Below are 21,631 nucleotides of genomic sequence, written 5' to 3' on the forward strand. Positions count from 1 at the left end.
GGCTATTTTATTGCGAGGTAACCCAATCTATGTTAAACAGTCTAAAATCCGGCAACCGCCTTCGCGCCGATTTCGCCAAAATCCCGCAGGCGCTTCCTATACCCAATCTTTTGCAGCTACAACAAAACAGCTACGACGATTTTTTGATGATCGGTCGCGATTCGCGCGATCATAGCGGTATCGAGCGCGTTTTTCGCTCTATATTCCCTATCCACGATCAGCACAACAATATCACGCTAGAGTATCTCGGAGGCGAGTTTGGCAAGCCCAAATACACCATTAGAGAGTCGATGGAGCGCGGATTAACCTATTGCGTGCCGCTTAAAATCAAAGTGCGCTTGCTGGTCAACGAAAAAGACGAGAAAACGGGTAAGATTATCGGCGTTAAGGACATAAAAGAGCAATCTTTGTATGTGCGCGAAATCCCGCTGATGACCGATCGCACCAGCTTTATTATTAACGGCGTGGAGCGCGTCGTCGTCAATCAGCTTCACAGAAGCCCCGGCGTTATCTTTAAGGCGGACGAAAGCGGAACGGCGGGCGGCAAGCCTAGCTATACCTCGCAGATTATTCCCGATCGCGGCAGTTGGCTTCACTTTGAATACGACGCTAAAGACGTGCTGTTCGTTCGTATTAACAACCGCAGAAAAGTGCCGATCACAATTCTATTTCGCGCGCTTGGATACAACAAGCAGGATATTGTCCGACTTTTTTACCCGCTTCTTAAAATCGCGTTGCGCGACAATCGCTTCTTCGCCCCGTTTGAACCAGACCTGTTCGGCGGGCGGCTCGATTATGATCTCAAAGACGAAAAAGGCGAGATTATCCTCCAAGCGGGGAAACGTTTGACCGCAAGCAAAGCCAAAAAACTTAAAGACGACGGACTCGCGTTCGTCGAATATCCGCTCGAGGTTATGATGGAAAGACATCTAGCCGAGCCGGTAATCGATAAAAAGAGCGGCGAGGTGCTTTACGACGCGCTGACTCAGCTTGACGAGAACAGGCTGAAAAAATTGCTCGAGCTTGGCGTATCCGAAGTTACGATCGCTAACGACGCGGCGCCCGGTTACGATAAATCGGTGATCGCGGCGTTCGGCGCGGACATCGAATCGCTGAAGCTACTAAGGCAAACCGAAAAGATCGACGATGAAAACGATCTGGCGGCGATAAGAATCTATAAGGTTATGCGACCGGGCGAACCCGTAACTAAGGACGCCGCGAAAGAGTTTGTGGATAAGTTATTTTTTGATCCCGAACGATACGATCTGACTAAAGTCGGTCGTATGAAGATGAACCATAAGCTCGGCGTAAACGTTCCCGAATATATCGCCGTGCTTACGCCGGACGATATTATCAAAACCGTGCAGTATCTTATCAAGGTTAAAAACGGGCAAGGACATATCGACGATCGCGATCATATGGGCAACAAACGTATTCGCGCTATAGGCGAGCTGCTCTCCAACGAGCTTCATCAGGGACTTGTCAAAATGCAAAAGGCAATCCGCGACAAACTCGCCACCATCAGCTCCTACGACGAGCTTATGCCGCACGATCTAATCAATACCAAGCTAATCACCACGACGATCTTGGACTTTTTCAGCGTCGGTCAGCTCTCTCAGTTTATGGATCAAACCAACCCGCTTTCAGAGGTTACGCATAAACGCCGCCTCTCCGCGCTTGGCGAAGGCGGTTTGGTTAAAGATCGCGCGGGCTTCGAGGTGCGCGACGTTCACTCTACGCACTACGGCAGAATCTGTCCGATAGAGACGCCCGAAGGTCAGAATATCGGTCTAATCAATACGCTTTCCACATACGCGAAGGTAAACGAGCTTGGTTTTATCCAAGCGCCTTATAAAAAGGTGGTAAACGGCGCGGTTACGGACGAAATCGTCGATCTGACGGCGACGCAAGAGGAGGGGCAGGTAATCACCCCCGCGAGCATTAAGATCGACGAGGACGGGCGGATAGTCGAAGAGCTTGTAGAGGCGCGAAAAGACGGTGAAATTATGCTGGTCGAGCGCGAAAAGGTGAATCTCATAGACCTCTCGCCAAAAATGGTCGTGGGCGTGGCGGCGGGCTTAATTCCGTTTCTGGAACACGACGACGCGAATCGCGCGCTTATGGGTTCAAATATGCAGCGCCAAGCGGTGCCGCTTATCTGGACGGACGCGCCGCTCGTTGGCACCGGTATGGAAAAAATCATCGCGCGCGACGCTTGGCAGAGCGTCAAAGCTAAACGCGGCGGCGTGGTGGAAAAAGTGGACGCGAAAAACATCTACGTTCTCGGCGAGGACGATAACGGAGCCTTTATCGATCACTACCCGTTGCAAAAGTATCTGCGCACCAACCAAAACAGCAACTTTGACCAACGCCCGATCGTTAAAAAAGGCGACGTCGTAGCCGCCGACGACATTATCGCCGACGGCTCCAATATGGATTTAGGCGAATTGGCGTTAGGCAAAAATATATTGGTCGCTTTTATGCCGTGGAACGGCTTTAACTACGAGGACGCGATCGTGGTGAGCGAAAAGCTGATCCGCGACGACGCTTTCACCAGCGTGCATATCTACGAAAAGGAGATCGACGCTAGAGAGCTTAAACACGGCGTCGAGGAGATCACGCGCGATCTACCAAACGTCAAAGAAGAGGATATACAGCATTTAGACGAAAGCGGCGTGGTTAAGATAGGCTCTTACGTTAAACCCGGCATGATTTTGGTGGGTAAAATAAGCCCTAAGGGCGACGTGAAGCTAACGCCGGAAGAACGGCTTTTGCGAATGATCTTCGGCGAAAAGGGCGGACACGTCGTTAATAAATCGCTCTACTGCCCCGAATCGATGGAGGGCGTGGTAATCGACGTTAAAATTTTCACCAAAAAAGGCGCGGATCGCGACGCTAGGGCGATCGCCGAGTTCGAGGCGCAAAAAGCCGAGCTAGAGCGCGAGCATAACGACAAACTACAGATGATCGACCGAGAGGAGATGCTGAAAATCAACGGTTTTCTGTCTAAACAAAAGTTTGCGGAAGAGGTCTCGATCGGCGGTAAAGTTTATAAAAAGGGCGACAGCGTAAGCAAAGACGAGCTGAAAAACGTCAATCGTTTCGCCGTCGCCACCCTTGTCAAGGGGCTAGACAAAAACGCGCAGGCTAATTTCGAGACGATCAAGGCGCATTTTAGGAACGAAAAAGAGCAGTTGCGCGTCGATCACGAGGAGAAGCTCTTCGTCATAGAAAAAGACGATATTCTGCCAAGCGGCGTGGTAAAGCTCGTGAAAGTTTATATCGCCACCAAACGCAAGCTAAAAGTCGGCGACAAGATGGCGGGCAGGCACGGCAACAAAGGGATCGTATCCACGATCGTGCCTGAACACGATATGCCCTACCTAGAGGACGGCGCTAGCATAGAGATCGTCTTAAACCCGTTAGGCGTTCCAAGCCGTATGAATATCGGACAGATACTAGAGGTGCATCTAGGGCTTATCGGCAAACGCTTAGGCGATCAGATCGGGGATATTTTCGAGCAAAAGCGCGACGATTACGTTCAACGCTTGCGCGAAAAGATGATCGAAATTGTTTGCGCCACCCCGCTTAAAATTGGCGCGGATTTTCTGCGAGAGCTAAGCGACGACGAGCTTATCAAATACGCCCGCGATTGGCGCAAAGGGGTTCGCTTTGCCAGCCCCGTATTTGAAGGCGTAGAGGCAAGCGAGTTCAAAAAACTCTTTGAAATGGCGAAGATTGACTCGGACGCCAAAACGGAGCTTTACGACGGACGCACGGGCGAAAAGTTCTTGGAGCGGGTGAACGTGGGCTATATGTATATGCTCAAACTTCACCACCTTGTGGACGAAAAAGCGCACGCTCGATCTACGGGTCCCTATTCGCTGGTAACGCAACAGCCCGTCGGCGGCAAGGCGCTTTTCGGCGGTCAGCGCTTCGGCGAAATGGAGGTGTGGGCGCTGGAGGCTTACGGCGCGGCGCACACGCTTAAAGAGATGCTAACCGTTAAATCCGACGACACCGAAGGGCGCGTGCAGACCTATAAGGCGATCACGCGCGGCGAGAATATGCCCGCCAGCGGCGTGCCGGAGATTTTCTTTGTGCTTACCAAAGAGTTGCAAGCGTTAGGGCTTGATATTAGTCTATATAAGGAGACAAGCGATGAGTAAATTAGAAAAAGTCATAGTCGGACCCGACGAGAAAGCGAAAGATTTTGACGCGCTTCAGGTGATGATCGCAAGTCCCGAAAAAATCCTAAGTTGGAGTTTCGGCGAGGTTAAAAAACCGGAAACTATCAACTACCGCTCGCTAAAGCCGGAGCGCGACGGGCTTTTTTGCGCGAAAATCTTTGGTCCCGTGCGCGATTACGAGTGCCTGTGCGGCAAATATAAAAAGATGCGCTACAAAGGGCTTAAATGCGAAAAGTGCGGCGTGGAAGTAACCGCTTCTAAAGTGCGCCGAAGCAGAATGGGGCATATCGATCTTGCCGCGCCCGTAGCGCATATCTGGTATGTCAATTCGCTGCCAAGCCGCGTAGGGACGCTGCTTGGCGTGATGACCAAAGATTTGGAGCGGGTGCTTTACTACGAGGCGTATATCGTCGAACACGGGGGCGAAGCGTTCTACGACGCGGAAAATAAAACTCCCGTAGCTAAATACGACATTCTCAACGAGGAACAGTATATAACGCTAGAGGAGCGCTACTCGCACACGGGCTTTCACGCCGAAATGGGCGCGGGGGTGGTGCGCAGATTGCTCGAAGACCTAAATCTGCCCGAAATGTACGAGCGCTTAAAAGCCGACATTAAAGAGACGACCGCCGAAACCAAACTAAAATCGCTCGTGAAAAAATTAAAAGTGGTGGAGGTGTTCTTAAACTCCGACAACCGCCCCGAATGGATGATTCTAACCGTTTTGCCGGTGCTTCCGCCCGATATTCGCCCGCTTGTCGCGCTTGAGGGCGGCAAGTTCGCGGTAAGCGATCTAAACGATCTCTACCGCCGCGTGATCAACCGCAACGCCCGCCTCAAACGGCTGATCGAGCTAGAGGCGCCGGAGATCATTATCCGCAACGAAAAGCGAATGCTCCAAGAGGCGGTGGACGCGCTCTTTGACAATGGCAGACGCGCCAGCGCGGTAAAAGGCGCCAATAAGCGCCCGCTGAAATCGCTAAGCGAAATCATCAAGGGCAAACAGGGGCGCTTCCGTCAAAACCTTCTGGGTAAACGCGTGGATTTTTCGGGACGCTCCGTGATCGTGGTTGGACCGGAACTCAATATGGATCAGTGCGGGCTGCCAAAAATTATGGCTTTGGAGCTATTTAAGCCCCATTTGATGGCGAAACTTGAGGAAAAAGGCTACGCCACCACGCTAAAACAGGCAAAAAGGCTGATCGAGCAGCAGGGCAACGAGGTCTGGGAGTGTCTGCAAGAGGTCGTCGAGGGACACCCCGTGCTGCTAAACCGCGCCCCTACGCTTCACAAGCTCTCTATTCAAGCGTTTCACCCCAAGCTAATCGACGGCAAGGCGATCAGGCTTCACCCGCTGGTGTGCGCCGCCTTTAACGCGGACTTCGACGGCGATCAGATGGCGGTTCACGTGCCGCTTAGCCAAGAGGCGATCGCCGAAGCTAAAATCTTGATGTTAAGCTCGATGAACATTCTGCTGCCCGCCACCGGACGCGCCGTAACTACGCCGTCGCAGGATATGGTTCTGGGTCTATATTACCTCTCTATGGAAAAACAGGGGGTAAAGGGAGAGAATAAACTCTTTTCAGGCATAGACGAGGCGCTTATCGCCATCGACGGCGGCATGGTCGATCTGCACGCGCGCGTTCGCGTAGCGATCGGCGATCAGATGATCTCCGCCGCCGCGGGACGGATCGTTATTAAATCGATTCTGCCCGATTACGTGCCGACAAGCCTTTGGAACCGCGTTCTCAAGAAAAAAATGATCGGCGAAATAGTCGATTACGTCTATAAACGCGGCAAGATCAAAGACGCGGCGGAGTTTTTGGACAACCTTAAAAACTTAGGCTTTCGTTACGCCACCAAAGCGGCGATCTCTATTAGCGCGGCGGATATTCTCGTTCCCGACGATAAAGAAAAAGCGATCGCCGCCGCCAAAAAGAAGGTCAAAGAGATACAGGCGCAATACGCCTCCGGTTTGCTGACCGAACAGGAGCGTTATAACAAGATCGTTGACTTGTGGACGGACACGCAAAACGGCGTGGCGGAAACAATGATGAAAATCGTGCAAAACGACAAGCAGGGGTTCAACTCGATTCATATGATGGCGGATAGCGGCGCGCGCGGTTCCGAGCAACAGATCCGCCAGCTTGCCAGCATGCGCGGTTTGATGGCGAGACCGGACGGCTCTATTATTGAAACGCCGGTTATTTCAAACTTCAAAGAGGGTTTGAATATGATCGAATACTTTATCTCCACCAACGGCGCGCGCAAAGGTCTGACCGACACCGCTTTGAAAACCGCCAACGCCGGTTATCTTACGCGCAAGCTGATCGACGTAGCTCAAAACGTTCGCGTCAACGTGGACGACTGCGGCACGCACGAAGGGGTAGAGGTTACCAGCATTACCGTCGGCGGCGAGTTGATCGAATCGCTCGAAGATCGCATCGTGGGGCGCGTGCTTGTCGAGGACGCGATCGATCCCGTTACAAACGAGCCGCTGTTCAAAGAGGGCGAGCTGATCGACGAGGAAAAAGCGCAGGCGATCGCCGAAGCGCAGATTAAATCGGTCAAAATCCGATCCCCGCTTACCTGCAAGGCGCGCAAAGGAGTTTGCGCCAAATGTTACGGGCTTAATCTCGGCGAAGGAAAGATCGTCCAAAAGGGCGAGGCGGTAGGCATTATCGCCGCGCAATCAATCGGCGAACCGGGAACGCAGCTTACGCTAAGAACCTTCCACGCGGGCGGCGCGGCTTCTAGAACGCAAGAGGAGAGCAAGATCGTCGCCGATAAAGAGGGCTTTATCCGCTACTACAACCTTTCGACCTTCAAAAACAGCGCGGGCAGAAGCGTGGTGGCGAATCGACGCAACGCGGCGGCGCTGCTTGTGGAGCCGAAAGTCAAAGCTCCCTTCGACGGCGTTTTGCGCGTTGAAACGATCCACGACGAGCAGATTTTGATCGTAGATAACGGATCGGAGCAGGCGCGTTTTCACCTTCGCAGAAACGACATAGCGAAGCCAAACGAGCTTGCGGGCGTTTCCGGACAGATCGAAAGCAAACTCTATCTGCCCTATAAAGACGGCAACCGCGTTAAAGCGGACGAATCGATTGTGGAGCTGATCAAAGAAAGCTACAACGTTCCGGCTCGAATCAGCTACGGCGCGGAGCTACACGTAGAGGACGGCGCGCCCGTTCCTATGAAGATAGTCGCCAAAGCCAAAGGCATAGTCAAATACTATATGCTCAAAGGCGACTATTTAGAAAGAAGGCACGATATACAAGCGGGTCAGAAAATTTCCGAAAAGGGACTTTTCGCCGTCGTAGCGGACGAGCAGGATCGCGAGGCGATACGACACTATATCGTTCGCGAAAGCGTTATAGAAGCGGCGGATAACTCAAAAGTCGCCGCTCACACGGTTATTTCGCGCCCCGAAGCCAACGAGCAGACGATTATCGCCGAATGGGACCCATATACAATCCCCGTAATCGCCGAAAGCGCCGGCGCGGCGCATTTAGAGGATTTGATTCCCGGCGTTACGGTCAGCGAACAGATCGAGGAGCTAACGGGGCAAACGCGCCTAATGGTCAACGAATACTACGCGCCCGAATATAAGCCGACAATCGTGATTGCGAACGATTCCGGACAGCTAATCCGCTACTCGCTAGAGCCAAAAACGGCGATCTTCGTTCAAGAGGGCGAGCGCGTCGGCGAGGCGCAAGTTTTGGCAAAAATGCCAAAAGCGGTCGCTAAAAGCCGCGATATTACGGGCGGTCTGCCGCGCGTTACCGAACTGCTAGAAGCGCGCAAACCCAAAGATTCCGCGATGTTAGCGGATATAGACGGCGTGGTGCGCTTTGGCAAACCAGTCCGCAATAAACAGCGCGTGCTTATTGAAAACGAAAACGGCGTGAGCGTCGAATATCAGATTGAAAAGGGCAAGCGGATTTTGGTTCATGAAGGCGAGTTTGTCCATGCGGGCGAGCGTCTGACCGACGGGCAGATCTCCTCGCACGACATCTTACGCATACTTGGCGAAAAGCAGCTTCAGCAGTTTATCGTCAGCGAAGTGCAACAGGTTTATCGTCGTCAAGGCGTTGTGATCAACGACAAACACCTAGAGGTGATTATAGGCGAAATGCTTCGTCAGGTTAAAATCGTCGATAGCGGCGATACCAAGTTTATCGTCCATGATCTGATCAGCCGCCGCCGGTTTGAGGAAGAGAATCTGCGCGTGATGAGGCTGGGCGGCGAACCCGCTTTAGGTTCTCCCGTTTTGCTTGGCATTACCCGATCCGCCGTCGGCGCGGACTCTATTATCTCCGCCGCTTCCTTTCAGGAGACGACAAAGGTCTTGACGGAAGCGTCGATCGCCGGCAAGTTCGACTACCTAGAGGATTTGAAAGAAAACGTCGTGCTAGGACGGCTGATTCCCGTAGGCACGGGCATTTATCGCCGCAAGCCGCCGCTTGTTAAAGAGTTGGTCGTCTCCGACTAACTAGCGGAAATCAAATCGGTTAACGCCGATTTGATTTCGCTTTCTCGATTAACCGCCCTGCCCTTTTCGCGATCGCGAGCTTTTAAACGACAAACGCGTAGAGATCAAAATCATAAAAACCGCTTCGCTATCGATCTAGCCGCCTCGAAAGCGTTTGAAACGATTTCGCAATCAAACGGCGCGAAGTCCTTCGCTGTAGAGTAGCCGCATAACAGGGCGATCGGCGTTACGCCCGCGCTAAGCGCCGCGTTTATGTCGATTGGCGTGTCGCCTATCATAAAAGCGTTTCTCTTGTCTCCTCGCGTTCTCTCTAACGCGAGCAGTATAGGTTCCGGATGCGGTTTGGGGTTTTTCGCGTCCTCAAACCCCACGATCGCCTCAAAATACCCGTCTATGCCAAAATGCGCCAAAATCTCTTTAGAAAAGCTCGCCGACTTTGTGGTAACCACGCCGATTGCTGCGATTGGCTTTAGCGTTTCAAGCGCCTCTTTAACCCGCGGCAGAAGCGTCGTCTTTTGCAAACAGACCTTTCGGTAGCGATCTTTATAGCGATCGATGTAGCCTTGAATCTCCGCTTCCTCTATGCCAAGCGAGACGAACATCTTATGAAGCGGATTACCTATTAGCTTAATAATTGCCTCCGGATCGGGGCTTGCTCTATTAAAATGCGCGAACGCCGCGTTAAAGCTCTCTACAATCGCCTCCGTAGAGTCGATCAGAGTTCCGTCGAGATCGAATAGCGCCGTGGCCGGTTTTGCCATAATTAGCTCCGTTGTTGCGTGAAAGGACGTTATGTATTCTATTAAACGGGCGCTTGAGTTTGGAACTAACGCGCTAAAAAACGTCTGCGATCGACCGCGTTTTGAAGCGCGGATACTGCTTGAGCGCGCAAGCGGGCTTAGCCGCGTAGAGATCGCGACTAACGATCAAGCGCCAATCGACGCGGCGCGATACGAAGCGATGATCGCAAGAAGAGAGCGAGGCGAGCCAATCGAGTATATTATTGGTTTGGTTAGCTTCTATTCGCGCGAGTTTCTATGCGAAAGCGGCGTGTTGATCCCCCGCCCCGAAACGGAGCTTTTAGTCGATCGGGTTATCGAGGCGGCGAAGGGGTTTAACGCGCCGAAGATCGCCGAGATCGGCGTTGGAAGCGGTTGCGTTTGCGTTATGATCGCCGCGTTAATTCCAAACGCGAAAATTACCGCGAGCGATATTAACAAAAAGGCGATCCTTCTTGCCGCAAAAAACGCCGAGCGCTTTGGCGTAGCCGATCGCGTAGCGCTAATTCAAACCAATCTACTAGAGGGCGTTCAAGGCGATTTCGATATTTTGGTATCCAATCCGCCTTATATCCGCGCGGACTATCCTTTGCCAAAAGCGGTATCGTTCGAGCCAAAAGAGGCGTTAATCGGCGGCGAAAGAGGAACGGAGATTTTAGAGGCGATTATCGCGTTAAGAAAACCGATATTAGTCTGCGAATGCGGATACGATCAGGAGGCGTTTTTGCGCGAAAAATTGAAGGCAAACGGCTATAAAATGGTAGAGTTCTATAAAGATTACGCGAATTGGACGCGGGGATTTACGGCGAAAAGATGATTCAAATACGCGATCTGCGCAAACGTTTCGGCGAAAAAGAGGTCTTGCGCGGCGTCGATCTCGATATTATTCGCGGCAAAACGACGACCATTTTCGGCGTTAGCGGCGGCGGCAAAAGCACCATTATTAAACATATCGTTGGGCTTTTGACGCCCGATCGCGGCTCTATCGTGGTGGATGGCGTGCGGCTGTGCGACGCGAAATCGCTATACGCGATACGGCGCAAAGTCGGCTTTTTGTTTCAAAGCGGCGCGCTTTTTGATAGTATGAGCGTGCGCCAAAACGTGGAGTTTCCGCTGATCGAGCATACGAAACTAAGCGCCGCCGAACGAGAAAAAAAGATCGTAAAGGCGTTGGAGCTTGTGGGGCTAAAACCGCGCGAAGTTATGCCGCTGTTTCCTCACGAATTATCGGGCGGCATGCGAAAACGCGCGGGGCTTGCGCGAACGATTATCCTAGACCCGCAGGCGGTGCTATACGACGAGCCGACAAGCGGACTCGATCCTATCACAAGCGATCGCATAAGCCAAATGATATTGCGTCTGCAAGAAGAACTTGGCGTTACCGCCGCGCTAATTAGCCACGATATTAAAGAGAGCTTTAAGTGTTCGGACTATATCGCTATGCTGTTCGAGGGTAAGATCGTGGAGTATGGCGAGACAAAGGCGATCGCCGCGTCGCAAAATCCAATCACGCGGCAGTTTATCGACGGATCGTCGGACGGACCGGTTAGATTCGCCGACGACTAACGCGAAACAATCTATCAAAGCGACCAAACGCGGTTTTGCTAATCGCGAGTAATCGATCGCCAATCGTTTAGCGAAACGCGGCAGACGTTTTAGGCTTACATATACTATAATCGCCAAATCACACGACATAAGGGAGATAATGCGATGAAAGCGGTTATGCTTGCGGCGTTAATATGCGTCGCCTCTTGGGGCGCAAGCCTTTTTGAACTAGGCAAAGAAGCCTATGTAAACGGCAATTATGAAGAGGCGTTAGAGTATTTCGCCAAAGCGATAAAAGAGAAGCCAAAAAGCGCTGAAATTTACTACGAGCGCGGCTGCCTTCTTAGCGATCTGGGCGAATATGAAGCGGCGATCAAAGATTTTACGAAAGCGATCGAGCTTAAACCCGATTACGGCTTTGCCTACAACAATCGCGCGATCTCCTACGGAACGAGCGGCGATATTGAAAAGGCGGAAAAAGACGCGCGTAAAGCGTGCGAGTTAAAAGTCTGCGTCGCGTATCAATTTATGCGCGAAAACGGATTTATAGAAGACTAACAAAACCTTTTATAAGGGCGGGGCGACGGCAAGATCGATCCTTGAAGCAAACAGCAAAATCCGCTACGACTTCTGCGCGTCAAGCCGTTAACGGATTTTTAATCTGAATACGAAAGACACGGCGCCCGCCTTTTACGCATAGCTATTAACGATAAGTTTGAGCGCGTTGGCGTTTGTTTTGTCAACGCCTCGTCGAAGGCGGGGATTTAAAAAACGTTTATTTTAAACGTTTTTGATCTTACTTTTAGAGAAAACCGCGCGTCTTTCGGCTTTTGCGATCGTTTAAGCAAACGCGCCAAAATAAACTAGGCTTCTAACCCCTCGCGCGATATAGGCGGGCTTTTTAGCCTAGCCGTAAAAGCCGCGCCGCCGATAGCTTAAACTCGCAACGTCAAAGCGGCGTTTTTGGAACGACGGAAACTTTTTTGCGGTTTGCGTCTTTGTGCGAAAAGAGCGTCTCTCCGTCGATCAGCGCGAAGAGCGTGTGATCTTTGCCTGTGCCGACGTTATCGCCCGCGTGAATTTTCGTGCCGCGCTGACGGACGATAATGTTTCCCGCGCGGACAAACTCGCCGCCAAATTTCTTAACGCCTAATCTGCGACCGATCGAGTCGCGGTTGTTCTGGGTGCTACCCTGCCCTTTTTTATGCGCCATATCCTATTCCTTTGATATTTGTAAAACCGCGCTTACAGGCTTATGCCCGTAATTCTCACGCGGGTAAAATCGCGCCTAAAGCCGCGTTTTTGCTTGCTGTCTTTGCGGCGGCGTTTTTTGAAAATAATGATTTTCTTGCCGCGCCCTTCGTTGATCGCCTCGCCCGTAACCTTCGCGCCCTCGATAAACGGCGAACCCACCGTCAGCGCGCCGTCGTTACTCACCAGCAAAACCTTTTCAAAAGTAACGGCGGCTTTCGGCTCTAAACCGCGCTTGTCAAACAGAACTATATCGCCTTGCGCGACCTTATACTGCCGTCCGTCCGTATTGATTATTGCATACATCGCTTGCCTTTTTGCCTAGCAAAATAAAAGGCGCGATTATATTCAAAGGTAGCTTTAACGCAAATTAGTCAATGTTCAAAACGGCGAAACTTTAGCCGATAAAGCGTATTTCGCGCTTGCGTCATAAACTCGGCGAAGTTAGAAAAGAGACCAAGCCGCGCGAGAAAATCGTCCGACGGCTACCGCGCGTTAATTTTTACCCTCTGTTTTTATTGATCGCCTTATCCGAAATCCGCGTTCCAAGCATTAATCCAGTCAACGCTCCGAATGTTCCTGCGGTCAGCGCTCCGATCACCGCTCCTGCTATTGCCGTGTATTCCGTTCCGACTATATCTCCAATCAACGCTCCGATCGACACTCCAATTAGCGCTCCGATCGTCGCTCCGAACGACGTTCCAACCAGCCCTCCGAGTAGCGCTATAACATTCCTCCATCCAATCAGCCACCCAATCAACGCTCCGATCGCCACGATCAGACATACAATCGGCATTCCAAACGCCGGTCTAACCATCATTCCAATCAGCGCTCCGAACGTCCCTGCGATCAGCGCTCCAATCGCCGACGCCTGTTTATCTATTCGCGGCGTTTGATCGGGTTGAACAATCGATTTGCTCTGATCTTGGCGTAAAATAAGAGCGAGCAGATCGACGATCTTCGCCGCCGCGGTATCGTTTATAAATAGCTTCTCGCATAGATAACGAATTTGCGTCTGTTTGCAGACTTGTAAATTCCGCGCGGTATCGATCGCTTTCGCGCAATCCGTTTCGATCGCCATTATTAGCAGACGGCGCTCCTGTTTGAACTCGCCTTTTGCGTAATCGTTTAACGACGCCTCGCATTGTTTTGGATCGAATAGAACCTCTCTGCCCTCTTTCGCAACCAGCTCTTGCGCAACCGATACAAACCGCGCGTCCATTGTCGCCTCTTGTAGTTTTTTTGAAAACCCGCGTCAATCGTAGCGCCGCGTTTCTTAAAAGGAGACCTGTATCAACGCCATAACCGAGCGAGCGAGCGAAGATCGCGACTTTTATCGGCGCGAGTTGTCGTCGATCTGTAAAACGGCTAAAAACGCCTCTTGCGGGATATGAACCTTGCCGATCGCTTTCATTCGCTTTTTGCCCTCTTTTTGCTTCTCTAATAGCTTGCGTTTTCTGGTAATATCACCGCCGTAGCACTTGGCGGTTACGTTCTTGCCCACCGATTTAACCGTTTCGCGAGCGATTATCTTAGCGCCGATCGAGGCTTGGATCGCCACTTCAAATAGCTGGCGATCGATTAACTCCTTCATCTTTGCGACAAGCTCGCGCCCTCTGTATTCGGCTTTGGATCGATCGATAATTAAGCTAAGCGCGTCAACCGCTTCGCCAGCCACGCGAATATCGAGTTTTACTAGATTGCCCTCTCGATATTCGATCGGCTCGTAATCAAAACTCGCGTATCCTTTTGACAGGCTTTTTAACTTGTCGTAAAAATCGCCGATCGCCTCGTTAAGCGGGATCGCGTAGATAAGCATCACGCGGCTTTGACCGATATACTCCATCTTTTCGCTAACGCCGCGCCTATCGTTCAACAGCGCGATCATAGAGCCGACAAACTCGTTTGGCGCAATCACCGTCGCGCGCGCGTAAGGCTCGAAAACCTTGTCGATCTTTCCCGCGTCGGGAAACAAAGAGGGGTTGGAGACGAGTATTTTTTCGCCGCTTGTCGTCAAAACTTCATAGGTAACGCTCGGAGCGGTGGCGATCAGATCAAGCCCAAATTCGCGGCTTAATCGCTCCTTAATCACGTCCATATGAAGCGCGCCCAAAAACCCCGCGCGGAAGCCAAAACCTAGCGCGACGGAACTTTCGGGCGTAAAGGTAATGCTCGAATCGCTCATCTTTAGTTTTTCTAGCGCGTCGCGCAACGGCTCAAACTGTTCGGCGTCGATCGGGTAAATCCCCGCGAATACATAGGCTTTTGCCTCGCGGTATCTTGCGACGGGTTCGTTAGCTGGCGCGATCAGATCGGTGATCGTATCGCCCACGCGAATATCGCCAATCGTTTTAACGCCCAAAACGACAATCCCGATTTCGCCCGTTTTAAGCTCCTCGGTCGCAATATGATCGATCGGGTGCGGGTAATAAAGCGCGCCTATCTCGCGGCGCGTTCGCGTCGCCATCGTCAGAACCTTTTGCCCTACTTTAAGAGCGCCGTCAAAGACGCGGACAAGCGCCAACGCGCCTAGATAGGGATCAAACCTGCTATCGTAAATCAGAGCGCGGCTTGGAGCGTTTTCGTCTCCATCGGGCGGCGGGATTTTCGCCGTAATCGTATCTAGCAGCGCCTCGATCCCCAGCCCGCTTTTTGCCGATACAAGATTGGCGTTAGAACAGTCAATCCCGATCACGCTTTCAATCTCGGCTTTAACGCGATCAATATCCGCGTTTGGCAGATCGATCTTGTTTATGACCGGAATAATCTCCACGTCGTTTTCAATCGCCATATAGCAGTTGGCGATCGTTTGCGCCTGCACACCCTGCGTCGCATCAACGACAAGCAACGCGCCTTCGGAGCTAATCAGCGACTTGCTCACCTCGTGCGAAAAATCCACGTGTCCGGGCGTGTCGATCAGATTAAGAGTGTAATCTTTGTATCTGAGGCGAACGCTCTGCGCTTTGATCGTAATGCCGCGCTCGCGCTCGATCTCCATATCGTCTAGCAGTTGCTCTCTCATCTGCCGATCGCTAACCGATCGCGTCTGCTGAATAATCCGATCGGCGAGAGTGCTTTTGCCGTGATCGATATGCGCGATAATAGAAAAATTGCGTATGTTTTTCATCTACTTCCAAATCTAACGCCAAAGCGAATTTGCGCCAAGCCAAGCGTAGGCGGAAATATACCAAAAACGCATTTGCGCGGCGAAATTAGTTCTGGGAGTTATACCACGGAAACGCCTTGCGCGTAACAAACACAAAAACTCTATCGGCGATAAAACCCGACGCGCCGAGCGCTCCTATGCCTATAAACATCCATTCGACATAAAAAAGCTGATTGCCAAGCGACATCATATACGCGATTCCGCTCAAACTGCCGCTTAATTCCGCCGCCACCAGCACGACCAGCGAAAGCGCGATCGCCTGTCGAATGCCCGTCAAAATAAAGGGTAAAGCGGCGGGCAGAACGACCAAAAATAGCGTGTCGCTACGGCTTGCGCCCAAGCTCGCGGCGCTTTTTAGATATATCTGATTAACGTCGCGCACGCCGATTAGCGTCGTGATCCAAACGGGGAAAAACGCGCCCCACGCTATCAGCGCGACTTTAGGCGGCTCGCCAATTCCAAACCAAAGCACGACAATAGGCACGATCGCCAAAACCGGCACGGCGCGAAAGCCGTGCAAAATTGGCTCCGTAAGGTAGTTAAACCACTCTAACCTAGCCGAAGAGACTCCCGCTACCACTCCTACGACGACGCCAATCGCAAAACCCGCGATCGCGCGCTCCATGCTCGCGACGATATGCGTCCATAATTCGCCTGAAACGATTAGCGGAATAAGGCTTTGCGCCACCTTTGAAGGCGGCGGAAACAACGAGGGATTCAACCAATCTATCAGACGCGGCGCGATCTCCCACAACGCTAAAAATATAACGCCGCCCAGCAGATTAAACGCCAGCCGTTTAACCCGTTTGCGCCGTTTTTCGCGCTCCGTCGCGCGCTTAAACTCCTCTTTTAGGTCGCTCATTTTTCTAATAACTCCTCGATATTACCGTATAGCAGCTCCTCGATCGCGCGGTATTCGACGGCAAATTCGGGCGATCCGCGCAGACGAAAATACGGGGCGGCGATCGCTCTGTATCCTGCAATCGCGCCGTTTCGCATTACCGCCACGCGCTGCGCCAAAAATATCGCCTCGTCTATATTGTGCGTTATAAATAGGATCGTTACGCCGGTTTCCTTCCAAATGCGCAACAGATCGCTCTGCAACTCGGCGCGAGTGAGCGCGTCAACGGCGGCAAACGGTTCGTCCATCAGCAAAATCGACGGGCGCGTAACAAGCGATCGCGCCACCGCCACCCGTTGGCGTTGCCCGCCGCTAAGCTCGTGCGGATAGCGGCGCGCCTGATCTTCCAGCCTCGTCATTTTCAGAGCTTCCATCGCGCGTTCATAGCGTTCGGCTTTGCCGACGTTTAGCGATCGCAGTCCAAACGAAACGTTTTGAATCGCGCTCATCCAAGGAAAAAGCGCATATTCCTGAAACACCACCGATCGATCGGGCGCGGGTTTCGTTATTCGTTTGCCGTCGATTAAAACTTCGCCCGCGCTGGGCGCGATAAAACCCGCCAGCAAATGCAGCAGAGTGGTTTTCCCGCAACCGGAACGCCCAAGCAAACAGACAAACTCGCCGCGATCCATGCGAAAATCGACGTTATTCAACGCCAAAAACGGCTCGCCTTTACCTGCAAAATAGCGGCTAACCGCCTTAACTTCTATCATATCGATCGCGCCTTTTTTGGCTTATGTTCGAGGCGGTATTTTAGCGCTATTATGATAAACTTGAGCGATTTACTTAACTTATCAAAACAAAGGAGACGAATTGGCAAAGAAACTGATTGAGACGCACTGCCATCTAATCGGCGCCTCGCCCGTCAGCGAAAATCTTGGCGACAAGATAAAAACGCTGCCCGACAAGATCGCCTTTCGCACAAGGTATCCCGATCTTTACGCGCAGCGGATTCAACTGCCGCCGATCGATATTTCCGACGCTCTGATCGCCGACATGGACGCGCACGGCGTAAGCCACGCCATTATCCAGCAAGATTACGGCAGAGGCGACAACGATATGGTAGCCGCGCAGGTAGCCAAGCGTCCCGATCGCTTTTTCGGTTTGGTGAAAATGCAGCGTTATACCGACTTCGTCAAACGTATGCCTAGTCGCGAAGAGACGCCGCGCATCCGCGAGTTTGCGGTTTCTGAGATCAGACGCGGCATAGAAGACCTAAAGCTGATCGGCGTAGGCGAGTTTTTTGCGCGGGTATTTACCAACGAGGTAAATCCCGACAACATTCTTGAGGATTTTCGTCCGATTTTCGATACGCTAAGCGAATATAAGGCGCCCGTTCAGATTCAAACCGCATGGACGCAGTTCCCGCATAATCTTTTTTACGGCGATCCGCTCTGGGTTGACGAGATCGCGGGCGAGTATCCGCGCGTTCCGATTATTCTGACAAAAATGGGGCGCGGCTTCGAGTCGCTTTTTGATAACGCCTTGATGGTGGCTATGCGCAACGCCAACGTCTATTTTGATATTGTCGATACCAACGCCAACCATCTACGCCGCGCGATAGACGCGATCGGCTCGGATCGCATAATGTATGGCAGCGATTGGTGTTGTATGACCCGCTGGGTGAGAGAGCCGTCGGGCTGCCACCAGCGCCATCTCGATCTGCTAGATCAGGCGAATGTTACTCCGCAAGAACGAGAGAATATCGAGTGGCGAACGGCGGCAAAGGCGTTTAACCTAAAACTATAAGCAAAGCGTTCCGCGTGGCGACGAACGGCAATGCGGAGCGCTACGCTCGCCATAGCGTTAGGACGTAGAACGGCTTGCCGTAGGATTGCGGCATCGCCGCCTCTCTTAGCGCGGATACGCATATCCGCTCGCGGCGGACTAAACGATAACGCGAACTGCAAAGTCTCGCGCTTGAGCGAAAACAAAACAAGATCATAGACGGTTTTGGGCAATGGTAGATACGGTTATCAACGCCGAGCGCGATCTGCGCGAGATGGATACCCGCCTTCCTACGCGATTACGGGCGGTAAACACCGCCCTATCGCTCCGCGCGGGTATGACGGGAAAGGCGGGAATGACGAAAAGCGGATCGTTTCGGGGTAAAATAACGCGATAGGGTTTAAAGCGCCTAAGCGATAAAAGGAGCAAAATAACCCTCCTAACCATTAGGCTAGCGCCGCGCTCCGCTCGCGTTGTGTAGCGCGGCGATCAACCTCGTTAGCCGTTAGAATTAACGCCGCTAGCGCCTTCGTTTTATCAGCTCTCTCGTTTCTAAATAACTGCCCGCGAGCGCGATTAGTCAAAAAAACGCGGCTTAATCCCCGAATAATCGTTGGTGATCGCGAGCGAATCAAAAATCTGCGAAAGCTGCCCGCGATGGTGTATGTTGTGCGCGGAAAGCATCGTCAAGAAAGCTCCGAGCGCGATCGTGACGCCGCCGTACCACTGCAACTTTACCGGCGCGTCGTATTGCGCGTCGCTTAACGCTAGAGCGAGCTTAACCCACGTTTCATCCGCGATTGAAAGCGCTTTTTTGAGATTTTCCCAGCCGTTTACGTCGAGCGGCTTTTCGTCGATCGCCGGGACATTATTAAGCGCGAGCAAAATCGCCTCCGCCGTTTTATCGCCCGTTAGCGATCCTTCGGCGATTTTCAGAAAATGAAGCGTTCCGCCCGCTAGATGTTTAGCTAACCCCTCTAGGCTTCCGTAGTAACTGCCGCGATCCGCTTGGCGCGCCGAAAGCGAAAACTCGCCGTCTAAAATTTTTACGACCGTCGCGTTTGCCTCTTGGTTTTGTTTGGCAAGACCCAAAAGAATCGTTTTTGCGAACATAACTATCTCCTTTGTTGTTTTATCGTTGCATTATACATTTGAGCGCCTATGACAAACCAGCTTTTTTTCGGCGCGTTTTTGCGTCAATCAAAAACGCTGAACATAGCGCGAAGCCAAAGCCGATAATCAGCGCGCCCGCGTAACCGACGAAACTTACGCCCAAAGAGAGCGAAACAATCGAGCCGACATACGCGCCGCCGCCGATTCCCACGTTGAAAATGCCCGAATAGATCGAATTCGCCACGTCCGCCGCGTCTTTTGCCGCCGCGAGTAGGCGCGATTGCAGACCCATAAAGATCATCACGACAAAAATCCCCCAGATAAAATACAGAGCTAACGCGGCGTAGAAATTAAACGCGCTCGCTCCGAAAAGAGCCATTGTAACGACGAGCAGTCCTAGAGGGACAATCAGCGTCAAATTGGCGTAACGATCGCCCCATAAGCCAAACAGATAGCTTCCAATCAGTCCCGCGCCGCCGCCGGCAAACAGTAGCCACGCCACGCTCGATCCCTCGTAGCCTTTCGCCTCCAAAAAAGGACCTATATAGGTAAAGGCGGTAAAGTCGCCCGTAACGATCACGGCGATCAGCGCGTAAACCCAAACGACGCTCGCGCGCCGAAAGAGGATCGGCAGGCTTTTGAAATTGCCCGCGTTTTGACAGGGCAGGCGCGGCAGGAGTTTAACTATTACGCCCATCGCGATCAGGGCGAACGCGGCTATGATAAAAAAGGTAACGCGCCAGCCGAACGTCTGTCCGATCGCCGTGCCAAGCGGCGCTCCCAACACCATAGCCACGGAACCGCCGGCTACAAGCGCGCCGATAGCTTTGCTTTTGGCGTTTTCCGGCGCTAAACGGACGGCGAGCGGAACGGCGATCGCCCAAAAAATCGCGTGAGCGCACGCCACGCCGATCCTCCCTACGAGCAAAGTCTCGAAATCCCCAGCCGCGCTTATCAGCAGGTGCGAGGCGATAAACGCTATAAAAAGCGCGATCAAAAGCCGTTTGCGCTCGATCTTGGCGGTCAAAACCGTAAGCGGCAGGGAGAGGATCGCCACCGCCCACGCGTAGATCGTAACCATATAGCCCGTTTGCGCGGGATTGATATTAAAATCGGCGCTAATAGCCGTAAGCAACCCTACGGGCGCGATCTCCGTCGTGTTAAATATAAACGCCGAAAAGGATAGGCTTGCGACGGCGAGCCACGAAGTTACTTTTTTCATTGCTTGGCGATTGTATCAGACTCTCGCCGAACGCGGATTTAATTCGGCTAAACGATTTAAGCGGATAAACGGATTTTTAAAACGGCTCTATTAGGCTAAACGATAAAGCGTCGCCCGCGAACGCCCGTTTGCGCGATAAATTCTCGACTTGTTAATCGGAATACTTGACTTTTAAGGAATAAAACCTTAGTATTCCACCCGATTTTAAAAAAAGGAGAGAAAATGGGTTTAACTAAACCTGTTGTCGGTCTATTAGCGGCGTTGGCGACCGCCTCGGCATTAAGCGCGGCGCAAATTCAGCTTCTTAACGTGTCTTACGACCCCACAAGAGAGCTTTACAAAGCGTATAACCCCGCGTTTGTCAAATACTACAAGGCGAAAACGGGCGACGACGTAACCATTACGCAATCGCACGGCGGCAGCGCCAAGCAAGCAAACGCCGTTATCGACGGCAACCCAGCCGACGTGGTAACGCTTGCGCTCGGCGGCGACATCGACGCGATCGCGGTCAAGCGCCCCGATCTAATCGGCAAAGATTGGATCAAAAAGCTCCCGCTTAACAGCTCGCCCTACACCTCGACGATCGTCTTTTTGGTGCGCAAGGGCAATCCTAAGGGAATCAAGGATTGGGACGATTTGGTAAAACCCGGCGTGTCGATCATTACGCCAAATCCTAAAACCAGCGGCGGCGCGAGATGGAACTATCTGGCGGCTTGGGCTTACGCCGATAAGAAATACGGCGGCGAGGCTAAGGCGAGAGAGTTTGTCAAAAAGCTATTCGCGAACGTGCCAATTTTGGACGCGGGCGCGCGCGGTTCGACGATCACCTTCGCGCAACGCGATCAAGGCGACGTTCTGTTAGCGTGGGAGAACGAAGCGTTCTTGATTTTCGAGGAATACGAAGACGGCAAGGATCGCTTCGAGATCGTAGTTCCTTCGCTTAGCATTCTCGCCGAGCCTTCCGTAACGGTGGTGGATGGCAACGTAAAGAAAAAGGGCGAGGCGACGGTAAAGGCGGCGACGGAATACCTGAACTTCCTATACTCTAAAGAGGGTCAGCGCATAGCGGCGAAATACTACTACCGCCCGACCGATAAAGAGGTGCAAAAAGAGTTTGAGAAGGCGTTTCCTTCGCTTGAACTTGTGAAGATCGACGATTTCGGCGGTTGGGATAAAGCGCAAAAACTGCACTTTAACGACGGCGGCGAGTTCGACAAAATCTACGTGAAAAAATAGGACGG

At 52.2% G+C, this 21,631-nt stretch carries 17 protein-coding genes; 8 read left to right on the forward strand and 9 right to left on the reverse strand.

Going from position 1 to position 21,631, the window contains the following annotated elements; all coding sequences use genetic code 11:
* Window positions 1-29 precede the first annotated feature (29 nt).
* On the forward strand, window positions 30-4,169 hold the full coding sequence (gene rpoB, locus LBF86_09205; protein ID MDR0665674.1) for a DNA-directed RNA polymerase subunit beta: 4,140 nt from the start codon (window positions 30-32) through the stop codon (window positions 4,167-4,169).
* On the forward strand, window positions 4,162-8,685 hold the full coding sequence (gene rpoC, locus LBF86_09210) for a DNA-directed RNA polymerase subunit beta' (GenBank protein ID MDR0665675.1): 4,524 nt from the start codon (window positions 4,162-4,164) through the stop codon (window positions 8,683-8,685). The genes rpoB and rpoC overlap by 8 nt, the downstream gene beginning before the upstream one ends.
* A 110-nt stretch (window positions 8,686-8,795) precedes the next feature.
* Here the strand turns inward: rpoC and LBF86_09215 are convergent, their stop codons facing one another.
* Window positions 8,796-9,446 (reverse strand): HAD family hydrolase, encoded by a 651-nt coding sequence (locus LBF86_09215; protein ID MDR0665676.1) that lies wholly within the window; start codon window positions 9,444-9,446, stop codon window positions 8,796-8,798.
* Window positions 9,447-9,477: 31 nt separating this feature from the next.
* Between LBF86_09215 and prmC the strand changes: the two genes are divergently transcribed.
* From prmC to LBF86_09230, 3 genes are all read left to right on the forward strand, one after another.
* The gene (gene prmC / locus LBF86_09220; GenBank protein ID MDR0665677.1) at window positions 9,478-10,281 is read left to right on the forward strand and encodes a peptide chain release factor N(5)-glutamine methyltransferase; all 804 of its coding nucleotides are present in this window, start codon (window positions 9,478-9,480) and stop codon (window positions 10,279-10,281) included.
* A complete protein-coding gene (locus LBF86_09225; GenBank protein MDR0665678.1) occupies window positions 10,278-11,030 on the forward strand; it encodes an ATP-binding cassette domain-containing protein in 753 nt (250 codons plus the stop codon). Before prmC ends, LBF86_09225 begins: the two co-directional genes overlap by 4 nt.
* A 144-nt stretch (window positions 11,031-11,174) precedes the next feature.
* On the forward strand, window positions 11,175-11,567 hold the full coding sequence (locus tag LBF86_09230) for a tetratricopeptide repeat protein (GenBank protein ID MDR0665679.1): 393 nt from the start codon (window positions 11,175-11,177) through the stop codon (window positions 11,565-11,567).
* Between the two features lie 391 nt (window positions 11,568-11,958).
* On the opposite strand, the gene rpmA is transcribed toward LBF86_09230, so the two are convergent.
* The 6 genes from rpmA to LBF86_09260 form a co-directional block, all read right to left on the reverse strand.
* Window positions 11,959-12,222: a 50S ribosomal protein L27 gene (rpmA, locus tag LBF86_09235; GenBank protein ID MDR0665680.1), complete on the reverse strand. Its 264-nt coding sequence runs from the start codon at window positions 12,220-12,222 to the stop codon at window positions 11,959-11,961.
* Between the two features lie 32 nt (window positions 12,223-12,254).
* On the reverse strand, window positions 12,255-12,566 hold the full coding sequence (gene rplU / locus LBF86_09240; protein MDR0665681.1) for a 50S ribosomal protein L21: 312 nt from the start codon (window positions 12,564-12,566) through the stop codon (window positions 12,255-12,257).
* Between the two features lie 196 nt (window positions 12,567-12,762).
* Entirely contained in the window at window positions 12,763-13,482 is a 720-nt protein-coding gene (locus tag LBF86_09245) for a hypothetical protein (protein MDR0665682.1), read from the reverse strand.
* A gap of 111 nt (window positions 13,483-13,593) precedes the next feature.
* Window positions 13,594-15,387 (reverse strand): translation elongation factor 4, encoded by a 1,794-nt coding sequence (lepA, locus tag LBF86_09250; GenBank protein ID MDR0665683.1) that lies wholly within the window; start codon window positions 15,385-15,387, stop codon window positions 13,594-13,596.
* An 85-nt stretch (window positions 15,388-15,472) separates the two neighbouring features.
* Window positions 15,473-16,288, reverse strand: coding sequence for an ABC transporter permease (locus tag LBF86_09255; protein MDR0665684.1), 816 nt, complete (start codon window positions 16,286-16,288; stop codon window positions 15,473-15,475).
* Window positions 16,285-17,040: an ABC transporter ATP-binding protein gene (locus LBF86_09260; GenBank protein ID MDR0665685.1), complete on the reverse strand. Its 756-nt coding sequence runs from the start codon at window positions 17,038-17,040 to the stop codon at window positions 16,285-16,287. Before LBF86_09260 ends, LBF86_09255 begins: the two co-directional genes overlap by 4 nt.
* A gap of 100 nt (window positions 17,041-17,140) precedes the next feature.
* Here LBF86_09260 and LBF86_09265 point away from each other — a divergent pair, with 100 nt between their 5' ends.
* Both LBF86_09265 and LBF86_09270 read left to right on the forward strand, forming a co-directional pair.
* Window positions 17,141-18,076, forward strand: coding sequence for an amidohydrolase (locus LBF86_09265; GenBank protein ID MDR0665686.1), 936 nt, complete (start codon window positions 17,141-17,143; stop codon window positions 18,074-18,076).
* 211 nt (window positions 18,077-18,287) lie between these two features.
* Window positions 18,288-18,452, forward strand: coding sequence for a hypothetical protein (locus tag LBF86_09270; protein MDR0665687.1), 165 nt, complete (start codon window positions 18,288-18,290; stop codon window positions 18,450-18,452).
* Window positions 18,453-18,631: 179 nt separating this feature from the next.
* On the opposite strand, the gene LBF86_09275 is transcribed toward LBF86_09270, so the two are convergent.
* Complete coding sequence (locus tag LBF86_09275) at window positions 18,632-19,168, reverse strand: hypothetical protein (protein ID MDR0665688.1); 537 nt, start codon at window positions 19,166-19,168, stop codon at window positions 18,632-18,634.
* Window positions 19,169-19,214: 46 nt separating this feature from the next.
* On the reverse strand, window positions 19,215-20,390 hold the full coding sequence (locus LBF86_09280; GenBank protein ID MDR0665689.1) for a sugar transporter: 1,176 nt from the start codon (window positions 20,388-20,390) through the stop codon (window positions 19,215-19,217).
* Window positions 20,391-20,612: 222 nt separating this feature from the next.
* Here LBF86_09280 and LBF86_09285 point away from each other — a divergent pair, with 222 nt between their 5' ends.
* A complete protein-coding gene (locus tag LBF86_09285; protein MDR0665690.1) occupies window positions 20,613-21,626 on the forward strand; it encodes a sulfate ABC transporter substrate-binding protein in 1,014 nt (337 codons plus the stop codon).
* Window positions 21,627-21,631 lie beyond the last annotated feature (5 nt).

This window comes from Helicobacteraceae bacterium (assembly GCA_031258155.1).
In the GTDB taxonomy this organism is placed as follows: Bacteria; Campylobacterota; Campylobacteria; order Campylobacterales; family SZUA-545; genus JAIRNH01.

What these genes read in the sequence shown, in the direction of transcription:
- rpoB (MDR0665674.1), top strand. Translation starts at nt 30, where the DNA reads ATGTTAAACAGTCTAAAATCCGGCAACCGCCTTCGCGCCGATTTCGCC.
- rpoC (MDR0665675.1), top strand. Translation starts at nt 4,162, where the DNA reads ATGAGTAAATTAGAAAAAGTCATAGTCGGACCCGACGAGAAAGCGAAA.
- LBF86_09215 (MDR0665676.1), bottom strand. Translation starts at nt 9,446, where the DNA reads ATGGCAAAACCGGCCACGGCGCTATTCGATCTCGACGGAACTCTGATC.
- prmC (MDR0665677.1), top strand. Translation starts at nt 9,478, where the DNA reads ATGTATTCTATTAAACGGGCGCTTGAGTTTGGAACTAACGCGCTAAAA.
- LBF86_09225 (MDR0665678.1), top strand. Translation starts at nt 10,278, where the DNA reads ATGATTCAAATACGCGATCTGCGCAAACGTTTCGGCGAAAAAGAGGTC.
- LBF86_09230 (MDR0665679.1), top strand. Translation starts at nt 11,175, where the DNA reads ATGAAAGCGGTTATGCTTGCGGCGTTAATATGCGTCGCCTCTTGGGGC.
- rpmA (MDR0665680.1), bottom strand. Translation starts at nt 12,222, where the DNA reads ATGGCGCATAAAAAAGGGCAGGGTAGCACCCAGAACAACCGCGACTCG.
- rplU (MDR0665681.1), bottom strand. Translation starts at nt 12,566, where the DNA reads ATGTATGCAATAATCAATACGGACGGACGGCAGTATAAGGTCGCGCAA.
- LBF86_09245 (MDR0665682.1), bottom strand. Translation starts at nt 13,482, where the DNA reads ATGGACGCGCGGTTTGTATCGGTTGCGCAAGAGCTGGTTGCGAAAGAG.
- lepA (MDR0665683.1), bottom strand. Translation starts at nt 15,387, where the DNA reads ATGAAAAACATACGCAATTTTTCTATTATCGCGCATATCGATCACGGC.
- LBF86_09255 (MDR0665684.1), bottom strand. Translation starts at nt 16,288, where the DNA reads ATGAGCGACCTAAAAGAGGAGTTTAAGCGCGCGACGGAGCGCGAAAAA.
- LBF86_09260 (MDR0665685.1), bottom strand. Translation starts at nt 17,040, where the DNA reads ATGATAGAAGTTAAGGCGGTTAGCCGCTATTTTGCAGGTAAAGGCGAG.
- LBF86_09270 (MDR0665687.1), top strand. Translation starts at nt 18,288, where the DNA reads ATGGTAGATACGGTTATCAACGCCGAGCGCGATCTGCGCGAGATGGAT.
- LBF86_09275 (MDR0665688.1), bottom strand. Translation starts at nt 19,168, where the DNA reads ATGTTCGCAAAAACGATTCTTTTGGGTCTTGCCAAACAAAACCAAGAG.
- LBF86_09280 (MDR0665689.1), bottom strand. Translation starts at nt 20,390, where the DNA reads ATGAAAAAAGTAACTTCGTGGCTCGCCGTCGCAAGCCTATCCTTTTCG.
- LBF86_09285 (MDR0665690.1), top strand. Translation starts at nt 20,613, where the DNA reads ATGGGTTTAACTAAACCTGTTGTCGGTCTATTAGCGGCGTTGGCGACC.